The organism is Nocardia sp. NPDC059195, assembly GCF_042754695.1.
Classification (GTDB): domain Bacteria; phylum Actinomycetota; class Actinomycetes; order Mycobacteriales; family Mycobacteriaceae; genus Nocardia.
Map to the genome: position 1 here is coordinate 115788 of NZ_JBHZBG010000018.1, position 11983 is coordinate 127770.

An 11983-nucleotide genomic window follows, 5' to 3' on the forward strand; every position below is an offset into this window, starting at 1 on the left:
AGCTGCTCGCGAGAATCACCCTGCGGTAGGAACCTGGTCCACTACCGGAGTGCTACGCCGCGAAGCGAATTCCGTGAGCGCGGCGAACGCCAGCCCCAAACTCACCCACAGGGTGGTGGTTTCGGCCAGCGAGGCCACCCGGAAATTCCACAGCAGGGTGGCGGGGAAGTCGTCGGCCACCTCGTTCACGCCGGGCAGCAGGACGTAGCCGACCGTGGTGACCACGACGAACGCACCCACTCCGGCGATGAGCCGCAGCGTGTCCGACGCGGCGAGCGCGCGGTAGGCCGCGACGGCTGCCGCGACGGCCAGCAGGCCGAGGACGACGGTCGCGACCCACAGCCAGGTGCGGTCGTTGATGGTTTCCGGATCACCGACCGCGGGCGGGTTGGCCGGATACTTGAAGAACGGCACCGCGACGATCGCCGCCCACGCGAGAACCGCCGAGGTCAGCGACAATTGGGGCCCGGACAGGGTGGTGAACCGGCGTGCCACATTCACCGCCGACGCGAACAACGCGCCGAACGCCATGCCTGCCAAGCCGAGCGCGAGGAACTGTCCCGCCTTCTGACCCGACCGGCTGACCAGCGGTTCTTCTTCGCCTCCGTGGGAATGGCCCTGCGGTTGCGCGGCTTCGTGGCCGTGTTCGGCCGGCGCGGCCGCGGCTTCTTCGATAGCGATCGCGGCGTCCACCTGGGGCTCGCCGACGAAGTAGCCCACTGTCGCGGCCAGCAGGCCGGCGATCAGGCCGGCCAGCAGGCCGCGCAACAGCAGGGTCTTGAGTGATCCGATCAGTGGCACGGAACACCCAGCAGGTGACGTCCGTCGTGCATCAGCTCATGCAAGAACATCCCGCTACGCGAGACGGCCCCCTGGTCGAAACCGACCAGGTACAGGGCGAGCAGTGCAAGCAGGACGACACCGACCGTGACGAGCACGGTTGCGAGGGTGTCGAGGCCGGTAGACCGGCTGGGTGAATGCGCGATAGCCATTCGGGTCCTCCTCTAGGGATACGCGTCCCACGGTTGAAGTGTGGTGCGAAGGTGCCGGTGTCTGGCTCTCCGGCACCGGTGACCCGGTACTTGGATACAGTGGCGCGACCGCTCCGGACTCACACCGGAATTACCGCGCACCCTCGCGGATGTTCCCTCGAACTGTGACAGCCGCGAGCCACCCACGTCAATACACGCGACCGCATGTCCAGCGGAAACGCCGCTGTCAGGCCTTCGCGGGCACGTCGAGGACAACCTCGAACTCGAGCAGCGAGGCACCCGTCGACACCGGCTTCGGACGCTCACCGTCGCCACCGTTCCCGGCGTGCGCCGCGCGGGCCGGACCGTCACGCCACGTGGCGAACGATTCCTCCGAATCCCATTGCGTCACCACGAAATACCGGTTGTCGCCGGCCACCGGGCGCAGCAACTGGAAGCCGAGGAAACCGGGGGAGTTCTCCACCGCACCCGCGCGCGCGGCGAACCGCTTCTCCAACTCGGGGCCGGCGCCCTCGGGAACTTCGATCGCATTGATCTTCACAACAGCCATAGGGCTGACAATACGACCGCTCGGGAAACATCCCGCTCTGGGGCACAATCGGCAGGGTGTTGAACGACGAAGGTGGGTCCGGTGTCCCGATCCTGCTGTTGCACGGGCTGATGGGGAGTGCGCGGACCTGGGCCGACCAGGTGCCGTGGTTGCGCGGATACGGGCATGTCTATGCGGTGGATGCCGCTGGGCACGGGCGGCCGACACCGGCCGAGCTCACGACGGAGGCGTTCGTGGCCGACCTGGCCGAGCGCACCGCCGCGATCACCGAACCGATGGTGATCGTCGGGCATTCGATGGGCGCGATCCACGGTTGGGTGTTCGCGGCGACCTATCCCGAGCGGGTGCGGGCGATCGTCGTCGAGGACATCGCCCCCGATTTCACCGGCCGCACCGCCGCCCACTGGGCCGAGCTGATCCACTCCTGGCCACAACCGTTCGCCGACGAGCAGGCGGTGCTCGACTACTTCGGCCCGGTCGCGGGCACCTACTTCCTGCGCGCGTTCACCGCGGCACCGGACGGCTACCGCCTACACGGCGAGGTGGACACCTTCCGCGCGATCTCCGAAGAGTGGGGCACGCGCGACTTCTGGGCCGAGTGGAAGTCGCTGCGGGTGCCCGCGTTGCTCATCGAAGGTGAGCACACCATCACCCCGCCGGGCCAGATGCTGACGATGGCCGAGGTGCATCCCGATGCGGAGTACGTACGCGTCGACGGGGCGGGGCATCTTGTGCACGACGAACAACCCGAGGCATACCGTGAACACGTCGGCCGGTTCCTGCGACGCGTCACGAGCTGAGCCGGTTGGCGCCGGCGACCCGGCGGCGATGCTGGTCGACCGGCGAAGGCAGTCGGTTCCGTCGGCCTGAGCCGGTTGGCGGCGACCCGGCGGCGATGCTGGTCGACCGGCGAAGGCAGTTGGTTCCGGTCGGGCCGATCTCTCGCCACGTGTCGCGATCCAGGGTTACCCGGCGGCGCTTCCTTCGCCCGCGAGCGCGAACAGTCCGTCATCGGTCTGCTCGATCAGCCCGTCGACCAGCAGCGAATCCAACGCCCGCGCTCGCTGACCCGGATCGCGGGTCCAGGCCAAGTCGAGGCGAATTCGTTCAACCGGGCCCGATGAGTCGCGCAGCACATCGAGGAGCCGCCCACGCGCCTGGCGGTCGGTGCCCTCGTACTTCTGCACCTTGCGCGCGACTTCGGCGGCGGGTTTGCCCGCGGCGACCCACGCGCAGCTAGGCAGGGGGCAGCGGGCGCAGTCGGGGTTGCGGGCGGTGCAGACCAGGGCGCCCAGTTCCATCAGGGCCGCCGAGAACGTCGCCGCTCGCGGTACCGGAACAGGAAGCAGCGCTTCGGTTTCGGCGAGATCGCGCGACGACGGGTTGCCAGGCTCGCGGCCGTGCACCGCACGCGCGACAACGCGCCGAACATTGGTGTCCACCACGGGAACTCGCTGGCCGTAGGCGAAACAGGCCACCGCGCGAGCGGTGTACGCGCCGATGCCGGGCAGGCCGAGCAGCACGTCGACATCGGCGGGGACCACGTCACCGTGTTCGGTCGCCAGCACCCGCGCGCACTCGTGCAACCGCAACGCCCGCCGCGGATACCCCAGCTTGCCCCACGCCCGCAGCACCTCCGCTTGCGACGACGCTGCCATTGCCGACGGCACCGGCCAGCGCGCCACCCATTCGCGCCAGATCGGCTCCACCCGCACCACCGGCGTCTGCTGCAGCATGATCTCGCTCATCAGGATGTGCCAGGCGGTCGCGTCCCGCTCGCGCCACGGCAGGGCCCGCGCCGTGTCGCCGAACCAGTCGAGCAGGGATTCCGCGTCGATACTCACCGTTCTCGTTTTCTCTCGGTCAGGCGCTCTTTGCCGATGCGTAACGTGGCGGACTCGCTGGTAGCCAAGGGCATGTGCACAATGGTCGGTATGCCTGGTTCCAATCCGATAAGTGCCTGGAAGTCGTTGCGCGAAGGCAACGAGCGTTTCGTCAATGACACGTTGCAGCATCCTAGCCAGGGTGCCGCGGACCGAGCCAAACTCGTCAAGGGCCAAAACCCGCACGCGATCCTGTTCGGCTGCGGTGATTCCCGCGTCGCCGCCGAACTGATCTTCGACCAGGGCCTCGGCGACATGTTCGTGGTGCGCACCGCCGGCCACGTCGTCGACAGCTCGGTGCTGGGCTCGATCGAATACGGCGTCGAGGTGCTCAACGTGCCCCTGATCGTGGTCCTCGGCCACGACAGCTGCGGCGCCGTGAAGGCCACCATCGACGCGCTCGACGGCGGCGAGGTGCCCGGTGGGTTCATTCGCAGCCTGGTCGAGCGGGTGACGCCGTCGATTCTGCTCGGACGCCGCGAAGGACTCGACACGGTCGACGAGCTCGAGGCGCGCCACGTGGAGGAGACCAGCAAGCTGCTCATGCAGCGTTCGATGATCATCTCCCAGCGTGTTGCCACTGGTCAGTTGGCTATCGCCTGTGTCACCTACCAGCTCGAAGACGGGCGTGCGCAGTTGCGGCGCACTGTCGGCAACATCGGCGAGGTGGTCTGAACCGCGGGCGCTGACCCGGTTCGGCTTCCGACACGCCGAGGTCATCGAGCGCGCCCTTGTGCGCTGCGCTTACCGTTGAGGCGTGCTGGAACCGAATGGACCGCTGTCACCGGAGATCTACTGGCGCCGCCGTGCACTCGCGATCGGTGTCATCGTCGTCGCGCTCGCGATCGTGATCTGGCTCGTCACCATGGTCGCGCGCGGCGGGGACTCGTCCGGGGCCGACAACGCGGCCGCGACTACCACCACCTCGGCGGAGCCGAGCGCGAGTGCGCCGGAGACGAGCTCAGCGCCGAGTAGCACGTCGAGTACGCCGAGCAGTGCGCCGAGCACCACCGCGAGCGCCGCCGACCCGGCGGCACAGCCGTGCTCGGATCAGTCGCTGGCGCTGAAGGTGACAGTCGGCCAGCCGACCTACCGCGTGGGCGACCAGCCCGCGTTCGGCACCGTGATCACCAACATCTCGTCCGCGGCGTGCTCGCGCGACCTCGGTGCGGGCCCACAGTTCCTCGTCTACACCCTCGACGGGCAGCGCAGGCTCTGGGCGAGCAACGACTGCAATCAGGACGACCCGGCGGAGCTGAAGACGCTCAAAGCCGGTGAACAACTCTCGTACAAGGGCACCTGGTTCGGCACCACCTCGCAGCCGCAGTGCGCGGGCGACCGACTGCAGGTGCCCGCGGGCGCGTACATGGTCGTCGCCCAGCTCGATGCCGTTCGCAGCGCCGCGGAGCCCTTCAACCTCGCCTCTTGACGGCGTATTCGCTGATGCCGTGGCATTGTGCGGGTGCGCCGTAGGTCACATGTTCGAGATGGGTTGATTTGCAGTGTTCGCAGGATCGGCCACCCCGTCAATGGACATTGGCGGGGAGATAGCTGATGGGCGCTGATTCGGGCGATTGCCGGGGTTATTCCACGGCCACCACCTCGCGGGGTGCGCGGGATTTGCGGAGTTCGGCCAATCGCAGCGCCGAGCGCAGATCCCCGACCTCGTGGATACGCATCGTGCCGGTCTTGGTCTTCTCCGAACCGGGCGGAACGAGAGCCGTGGTGAACCCCAAACGCTCGGCCTCGGCCAGGCGTCTGCCCAGCCCGGTGACCTTGCGAACCTCACCCGCCAGCCCGACCTCGCCGAGGATCACCCAGCCCGCGGGCAGGGCGATATCGGCCTCGGCGGACGCGATGGCCAAGGCGATGGCCAGATCGGCCGTCGGCTCGAGCAGGCGCATGCCGCCGACGGTCGCCGCGTACACATCGTGCTTGCCGAGAAAGACGCGCCCTCGGCTCTGCAGCACCGCGAGCACCATGGCGACGCGGTTGTAGTCCAGCCCGCTCACGGCCCGGCGCGGCTGCGGAATCTCGGTCTTGACGGTCAGCCCCTGTACCTCGGCCACCAGCGGCCGTTTGCCGTCCATCGCGACGGTCACCGCGGTGCCGGGGACGGTGTCGGTGCGATGGTGCAGGAATAGCCCGGACGGATCGTCGACGCAGGCGATGCCGTCGTCGTGCAGTTCGAAGCAGCCCACCTCGTCGGCGCTACCGAAGCGGTTCTTGATGCCGCGAACCATCCGCAGCGACGAATTCTTGTCACCCTCGAACTGCAGTACGACGTCCACCAGGTGCTCGAGCGTGCGCGGGCCCGCCACATTCCCGTCCTTGGTGACGTGGCCGACCAGCAGCACCGCGATCCCGGTCGCCTTGGCCAGCGAGGTGAGCGCCGCGGTGACCGCGCGCACCTGGGTGACACCGCCGATCACACCGTCCACCTCCGGCGCCAGCATGGTCTGTACCGAGTCCACCACCAGCAGCGACGGGCGCACCTGCTCCACATGCCCGAGCACGATCGACAGATCCGATTCGGCCGCCAGATATACCCGGTCGTGCACCGCCCCGGTCCGATCGGCCCGCAACCGCACCTGTCCGGCCGACTCCTCGGCGGTGACATACAGCGCGGTCTCCTCGCGCGCCGCCGCCCACCGGAACGCGACCTCGAGCAACAGCGTCGACTTGCCGACGCCCGGCTCACCCGACAGCAGCACCACCGACCCCGGCACCACACCGCCCCCGAGTACCCGATCGAGCTCGCTCACCCCCGTCGACCGCGCCTGCGTGACCTTGGCGTCGATCTGCGACAGCGGTGCCGCCGCGGTACTCGGCAGCATCGCCCGCCGACCCGGCGCCGCGGTGGACGCCGAGACGGCCACCTCGTTCACCGTTCCCCAGGCACCACAATCAGGGCACTTACCCACCCATTTGGACACCTCGTGCGTGCACGCGGAGCACCGGAAGACTGCTTTGGTCTTGGCCACAGGCGCACCCTACGGACGTGGACCGACACAAAAGAAAAGCCGCCGCGAAGTTCGCGACGGCTCTTCCTTACTGCTGGTCTCAGTGACCGCCGCCCGCACCCTCGGGCGCGGGGCCGGACTTCTCGTTCTCGATGCGCGCGACCGCGGCGGCGTCGACCGGGACGGCCACCTGCACGGTGCCCGCGTCCTTGAAGTTGAAGGTGACGTTGTAGGTGAGGCCGGGCACGATGTCCTTGGCCAGGCCCGTGATCTCGATCGTGGCCGGGTCCGTCACCGGATCGATCGACGGGGTGTCCTGGCCGGCTGCGGCAGTGGTCGGCGCGGCCGTGGTGGTCGGCGCCGCCGTGGTGGTGCCGTGGTGATCGTCGGCCGCGGCGGGCTTGGTCTCGCCCGTGCCGACGACCACGGTCTGCTGGGGCTTCAGCACGAACTTGGCGTCGCCGCCAGGCCCGGTGATCTTGATCTGGCCCAGGTCGGTGCTCACACTGGTCAGCTCGTCGGTGACGGTCTCGCTGGTGTTGATGATCGACAGCGCGATCACCGCCTTGCCGCCCTTGCTGTGCTCGGCGGTGGCCTCGGGGTACACGATGTGCACGTTGCGCAGGGCGATGTCGCCGACATTGGCGTGGTTGCCGTTGATGGCGGCGGCCTGCGACGAGGTCTGGGTGATCTGGCCGGCACTGCAGCCGGTCAGGGCGATACCCGCGGCAGCGGCGAGCGCGGCAACCGTCACCATGCGACGTCGCGCCGACAGGGCGGTCACAGCTTTCAGGGCAGTCACGGTTTGTCCTCCATGTCGACCGGGCTCACTCCGTCCACACGGGGATCGGAGGGTAGTAACTAGGCAGCGTAGTAGTTCACTCCGCGCGGGTGACGTTCGGGCTCGCGACGCGCGGGTGCGGAAGTAACAGTTCGGTGTCTCGAGCCGGTTTGCCGGATCGATGCCGGGTTCCCGATGTGCGATAACCGGTCGCTATGCTGGTGGTTAACCCGTTCTGGCGCAACACAATGCACAACGATTCTCATATGTCAACCCCCGCGATGCCCTCGTTGTGGCCCTGACCTGCACAGTTGATCGCGCCGTTATCGAGTCGCATGTTAAACTGTGAACATCGAAAGGGGCACGGGACACATGATTTTTAAGGTCGGAGACACCGTCGTTTACCCCCACCACGGAGCGGCGCTGATCGAAGCAATCGAGACCCGCACCATCAAGGGTGTGCAGAAAGAGTATCTGGTCCTGAAGGTTGCGCAAGGCGACCTGACCGTTCGGGTTCCCGCAGAGAACGCTGAATACGTCGGCGTCCGTGACGTCGTCGGCCAGGAAGGTCTCGACCGCGTCTTCCAGGTGCTGCGCGCGCCACACACGGAGGAGCCGACCAACTGGTCCCGCCGTTACAAGGCCAACCTCGAGAAACTCGCCTCCGGCGATGTGAACAAGGTGGCCGAAGTGGTTCGTGACCTGTGGCGTCGTGAGCAGGACCGCGGCCTGTCCGCCGGTGAGAAGCGAATGCTCGCCAAGGCTCGTCAGATCCTCGTCGGTGAGCTCGCGCTCGCCGAGGGCACCGACGACGGCAAGGCTGAATCGCTGCTCGACGAGGTCCTCGCCGCGGCTTCCTAGAAATTTGAACAAGTGCGACCTGTCGTAGCACTGGTCCCTGCCGCCGGTCGTGGCGTGCGCCTGGGTGAACCCACCCCGAAGGCGTTCGTTCCGGTCGGCGGCACACCTATGGTCCGGTTGGCCGTCGACGGTCTGATCGCGTCCGGTGCGGTGCACCGGGTTGTCGTGGTCGTGCCCGCCGAACTGGTCGAGGCCGCATCCGCGCTGCTGTCCACCACCACCTCGCTGACCGGCGGTTCGATGCCCCCTGTGCCGGTGCAGGTGGTCGTGGGCGGCGCCGAGCGCACCGATTCGGTGCGCGCGGGCATCGCGGCCGCGCCCGACGCCGCGTTCTACCTCGTGCACGATGCCGCACGCGCGCTCACGCCACCGGAGCTGATCGCGCGGGTGGCCGCCGAGTTGCAAGCGGGAAGCCAGGCCGTGGTCCCCGCGCTGCCCGTTGTCGACACCGTGAAATCGGTCGACGACGCGGGCGTCGTCACCGGCACTCCCGATCGCGCCCACCTGCGCGCCATCCAGACGCCCCAGGGCTTCGACGCGGACCTCCTGCGCCGCGCGTACGCCACCGAGGTCGGCGCCACCGATGACGCGGGCCTTGTCGAACGCCTCGGCGTCGACGTGCGGACCGTCGCCGGAGACCCCCTCGCCTTCAAGATCACGACCCCGTTGGACCTCCGCTTGGCCGAAGCACTGCGCGCCGACTCCCCGGCTGCCGCGGGCCACGCCGCTGCCGACGCGACGACTGGCCAGGGCGACCGGACGGTCCTGGCCGCTCAGGCCGACTCGGCCGATCACGCTACCGAGGCGGTTGCCCGATGAGAGTCGGAATCGGCAGCGACGTGCACCCCATCGAGCCGGGACGCCCCTGCTGGATGGCCGGTCTGCTGTTCGCCGACGCCGACGGTTGCGCCGGCCACTCCGACGGTGACGTGGCCGCCCACGCCCTCTGCGATGCCCTGCTCTCCGCCGCTGGCCTGGGCGACGTCGGCGCCGTTTTCGGCGTCGGCCGCCCCGAATGGGCCGGTGTCACCGGCGCCGCCATGCTCACCGAGGTCCGCAGGCTGCTGGCCGAAGAAGGCTTCGAAGTCGTGAACGCCGCGGTGCAGGTCATCGGCAATCGTCCGAAGATCGGCCCCCGCCGCGTCGAGGCGCAAAAAGTACTCGGCGAACTCCTCGACGCCCCGGTTTCGGTGTCGGGCACCACGACGGACGGTCTCGGTCTGACCGGACGCGGCGAGGGTATCGCCGCCATCGCCACCTGTTTGATCGCCGCATGTTCGTAGCCCCGACGGGCCACTGAAACTTTCCTACCGCGCAGTGCCTTCTCGCCGATTCGATCAGCCGTTGCATAAACCACGGCGCCACGAACCGGCCGGTCAACCCCACCACAATCCCACCGACTAGGATCGAATGCCGTGACCTTGCGCCTTTTTGACACCGACACGCGGACCATGCGGGAATTCACCCCGCTGGTCCCCGGCCGTGCCTCGGTGTATCTGTGTGGGGCCACCGTGCAGGGGCAGCCCCATATCGGTCACGTGCGCAGTGGCGTCGCCTTCGACGTGCTGCGGCGCTGGCTGCTCGCGCACGACTACGACGTGCTGTTCATCCGCAATGTCACCGATATCGACGACAAGATCCTGAACAAGGCCGCCGAAGCGGGCAGGCCGTGGTGGGAATGGGCCGCGACCCACGAGCGCGCTTTCGACTCCGCCTACGAAACCCTCGGTGTCCTGCCGCCTTCGGCCGAACCGCGCGCCACCGGTCACATCACCCAGATGGTCGGCCTGATGCAGCGTCTGATCGAGCGCGGCCACGCCTACGCCGCCGACGGCGATGTGTATTTCGACGTGATGAGCTGGCCGAATTACGGCGAGCTGTCCGGCCACCGCCTCGACGACGTGCACCAGGGCGAAACCCCGACCCGCGGCAAACGTGATCCCCGCGACTTCACGCTGTGGAAGGCCGCCAAGCCCGGCGAACCGAGCTGGCCTTCGCCGTGGGGTCCCGGTCGCCCCGGCTGGCACCTGGAATGCTCGGCGATGGCCGAGTTCTATCTCGGCCCGGAATTCGATATCCACTGCGGTGGAATGGATTTGATTTTCCCGCACCACGAGAACGAGATCGCCCAGTCCAAAGCGGCAGGCGACGGTTTCGCGCGTTACTGGCTACACAACGGCTGGGTGACGATGGGCGGGGAGAAAATGTCGAAGTCACTCGGCAATGTGCTCTCGGTGCCGAATGTGCTCACCCGGGTGCGCCCGGTAGAATTGCGTTTCTACTTGGGCAGCGCGCATTACCGCTCGATGCTCGAATACTCCGACAAGGCACTCGACGACGCGGTCGCCTCGTATCAGCGCATCGAAGCCTTCGTGCAGCGAGTGCTGGACCGAGCGGGCGAGGTGCCGGTCGGAAAATGGACCGACGGATTCGCCGCCGCGATCGATGACGATCTGGCAATCCCCAAGGCGCTCGCCGAAATCCACCACGTGGTGCACGAGGGCAATCGCGCGCTGGAAGCGGGTGCGGCGGAGACCGCGGCCGAACTGGCCGGTCAAGTGCGGGCGATGCTGGGAATTCTCGGCGTCGACCCGCTCGACGAACACTGGTACACCCCCGCCGACAATTCGGCGGCGATCGACGCGCTCGACGTGCTCATCCGCACGGAGCTGGATCGCCGGGCGAACGCGCGGGCCGAAAAGAATTGGGCAGAAGCCGATGCCGCACGGGATCGGCTCATCGCCGCGGGTATCGAGGTAACCGATACCCCGCAGGGGCCGGAATGGTCGCTGGGCGCATCTAGCGGAAAGGCGAACTGATGGCAGGCAATTCACAGCGACGCGGAGCAGTACGGAAGGGCGGCACCAAGAAGGGGCAGGTCGCCGGTTCCGGTGGCAAGCACCGCCGCGGGCTGGAGGGCCGGGGTGCGACCCCGCCTGCCGTCGCGCGCACCAAGCACCCCGCCGCCAAGCGGGCCCGAGCGGCCGAGAAGGCCAAAGCCAATGCCGCACAGGGCCGTCCGACCGGTAAGTCCGGTGTGCCGCGCGTCGGCCGCAAGTCCGACGAGGGTCCCGAGTTGGTGCTCGGCCGCAATCCCGTGCTCGAGTGTCTGCGCGCCGACGTGCCCGCGACCGCCCTGTACGTGGCGGTCGGCACCGAGAACGACGACCGGCTCTCGGAGAGCGTGCAGCGCGCCGCCGACATGGGCATCTCCATCCTCGAGGTGCCGCGCACCGATCTGGATCGGCTCAGCGCCAATGGTATGCACCAGGGCGTCGCCCTGCAGGTGCCGCCGTACCGCTACGCCCACCCCGACGATCTGATGGACCGGGTGAAGGCCACGGCCGAGCCCGCGCTGCTGGTCGCGCTGGACAACATCACCGACCCGCGCAACCTCGGTGCTGTCATCCGCTCGGTGTCCGCGTTCGGTGGGCAGGGCGTGGTGATCCCGCAGCGTCGCAGCGCGAGTGTCACCGCCGTGGCATGGCGTACCAGTGCGGGTGCCGCCGCCCGGCTGCCTGTCGCGCGGGCTACCAATCTGACTCGCACGCTGAAGGATTGGGCCGCGAACGGCATCCAGATCGTTGGCCTCGATGCCGATGGTGACACCACCCTCGACGATTTCGACGGCAGTGTCCCGACGGTCGTGGTCGTTGGCTCCGAGGGCAAGGGGCTCTCGCGCCTTGTGCGTGAGAACTGTGATTCGATTCTTAGCATCCCGATGGCGGGTCCGGTCGAGTCTTTGAATGCTTCGGTTGCCGCTGGGGTTGTTCTGGCTGATATTGCTCGACAGCGGCGGTTGGGGTGATGCGCGGATTCTGGGTTCGGTAGTCCCAGAGGTTTGAGGCTGTGTTTATTGGCGCGCTGGCGCGCGCGTGTCCGCGGCCCTGAGGGGTCGCCGATCAGGGCTCGAGACTAACGCCTTCGGCGTAGCGCTTTCGAGCCCTGATCGG

13 protein-coding genes and 1 pseudogene are annotated in these 11983 nt (G+C 68.0%); 8 read left to right on the top strand and 6 right to left on the bottom strand.

The genetic code is table 11. The annotated features are described in order from the left end of the window. Positions 1 to 15: 15 nt before the first annotated feature. From ACFXKN_RS22420 to ACFXKN_RS22430, 3 genes are all read right to left on the bottom strand, one after another. Positions 16 to 801, bottom strand: coding sequence for a CbtA family protein (locus ACFXKN_RS22420; RefSeq protein ID WP_378962655.1), 786 nt, complete (start codon positions 799 to 801; stop codon positions 16 to 18). Next, on the bottom strand, positions 792 to 992 hold the full coding sequence (locus tag ACFXKN_RS22425) for a CbtB-domain containing protein (RefSeq protein WP_019044677.1): 201 nt from the start codon (positions 990 to 992) through the stop codon (positions 792 to 794). The genes ACFXKN_RS22420 and ACFXKN_RS22425 overlap by 10 nt, the downstream gene beginning before the upstream one ends. Positions 993 to 1218: 226 nt before the next feature. After that, on the bottom strand, positions 1219 to 1542 hold the full coding sequence (locus ACFXKN_RS22430; protein WP_379433757.1) for an antibiotic biosynthesis monooxygenase family protein: 324 nt from the start codon (positions 1540 to 1542) through the stop codon (positions 1219 to 1221). A gap of 56 nt (positions 1543 to 1598) precedes the next feature. On the opposite strand from ACFXKN_RS22430, the gene ACFXKN_RS22435 reads away from it, so the two are divergent. Continuing rightward, the gene (locus tag ACFXKN_RS22435; protein WP_379433758.1) at positions 1599 to 2342 is read left to right on the top strand and encodes an alpha/beta fold hydrolase; all 744 of its coding nucleotides are present in this window, start codon (positions 1599 to 1601) and stop codon (positions 2340 to 2342) included. A 165-nt stretch (positions 2343 to 2507) separates the two neighbouring features. On the opposite strand, the gene ACFXKN_RS22440 is transcribed toward ACFXKN_RS22435, so the two are convergent. Then, positions 2508 to 3386 (bottom strand): A/G-specific adenine glycosylase, encoded by an 879-nt coding sequence (locus ACFXKN_RS22440; RefSeq protein WP_379433759.1) that lies wholly within the window; start codon positions 3384 to 3386, stop codon positions 2508 to 2510. A gap of 90 nt (positions 3387 to 3476) precedes the next feature. Between ACFXKN_RS22440 and ACFXKN_RS22445 the strand changes: the two genes are divergently transcribed. Both ACFXKN_RS22445 and ACFXKN_RS22450 read left to right on the top strand, forming a co-directional pair. Next, positions 3477 to 4100: a carbonic anhydrase gene (locus tag ACFXKN_RS22445; RefSeq protein WP_378962688.1), complete on the top strand. Its 624-nt coding sequence runs from the start codon at positions 3477 to 3479 to the stop codon at positions 4098 to 4100. An 82-nt stretch (positions 4101 to 4182) separates the two neighbouring features. After that, positions 4183 to 4854: a hypothetical protein gene (locus ACFXKN_RS22450; protein WP_379433760.1), complete on the top strand. Its 672-nt coding sequence runs from the start codon at positions 4183 to 4185 to the stop codon at positions 4852 to 4854. 154 nt (positions 4855 to 5008) lie between these two features. Here ACFXKN_RS22450 and radA read toward each other — a convergent pair whose 3' ends face one another. Both radA and ACFXKN_RS22460 read right to left on the bottom strand, forming a co-directional pair. After that, positions 5009 to 6409: a DNA repair protein RadA gene (gene radA, locus ACFXKN_RS22455; protein WP_378962695.1), complete on the bottom strand. Its 1401-nt coding sequence runs from the start codon at positions 6407 to 6409 to the stop codon at positions 5009 to 5011. Positions 6410 to 6488: 79 nt separating this feature from the next. Then, positions 6489 to 7190, bottom strand: coding sequence for a hypothetical protein (locus ACFXKN_RS22460; RefSeq protein WP_378962702.1), 702 nt, complete (start codon positions 7188 to 7190; stop codon positions 6489 to 6491). A gap of 351 nt (positions 7191 to 7541) precedes the next feature. Between ACFXKN_RS22460 and carD the strand changes: the two genes are divergently transcribed. The 5 genes and pseudogenes from carD (at position 7542) to rlmB (ending at position 11838) form a co-directional block, all read left to right on the top strand. Then, complete coding sequence (carD, locus tag ACFXKN_RS22465; RefSeq protein WP_019044685.1) at positions 7542 to 8030, top strand: RNA polymerase-binding transcription factor CarD; 489 nt, start codon at positions 7542 to 7544, stop codon at positions 8028 to 8030. A gap of 12 nt (positions 8031 to 8042) precedes the next feature. Further along, a pseudogene (gene ispD / locus ACFXKN_RS22470) lies at positions 8043 to 8723 on the top strand (2-C-methyl-D-erythritol 4-phosphate cytidylyltransferase); the annotation flags it as partial. A gap of 122 nt (positions 8724 to 8845) precedes the next feature. Next, positions 8846 to 9313: a 2-C-methyl-D-erythritol 2,4-cyclodiphosphate synthase gene (gene ispF / locus ACFXKN_RS22475; RefSeq protein WP_379433761.1), complete on the top strand. Its 468-nt coding sequence runs from the start codon at positions 8846 to 8848 to the stop codon at positions 9311 to 9313. A gap of 132 nt (positions 9314 to 9445) precedes the next feature. Further along, positions 9446 to 10849: a cysteine--tRNA ligase gene (gene cysS / locus ACFXKN_RS22480; RefSeq protein ID WP_379433762.1), complete on the top strand. Its 1404-nt coding sequence runs from the start codon at positions 9446 to 9448 to the stop codon at positions 10847 to 10849. Then, the gene (gene rlmB, locus ACFXKN_RS22485) at positions 10849 to 11838 is read left to right on the top strand and encodes a 23S rRNA (guanosine(2251)-2'-O)-methyltransferase RlmB (protein ID WP_378962725.1); all 990 of its coding nucleotides are present in this window, start codon (positions 10849 to 10851) and stop codon (positions 11836 to 11838) included. The genes cysS and rlmB overlap by 1 nt, the downstream gene beginning before the upstream one ends. Positions 11839 to 11983 lie beyond the last annotated feature (145 nt).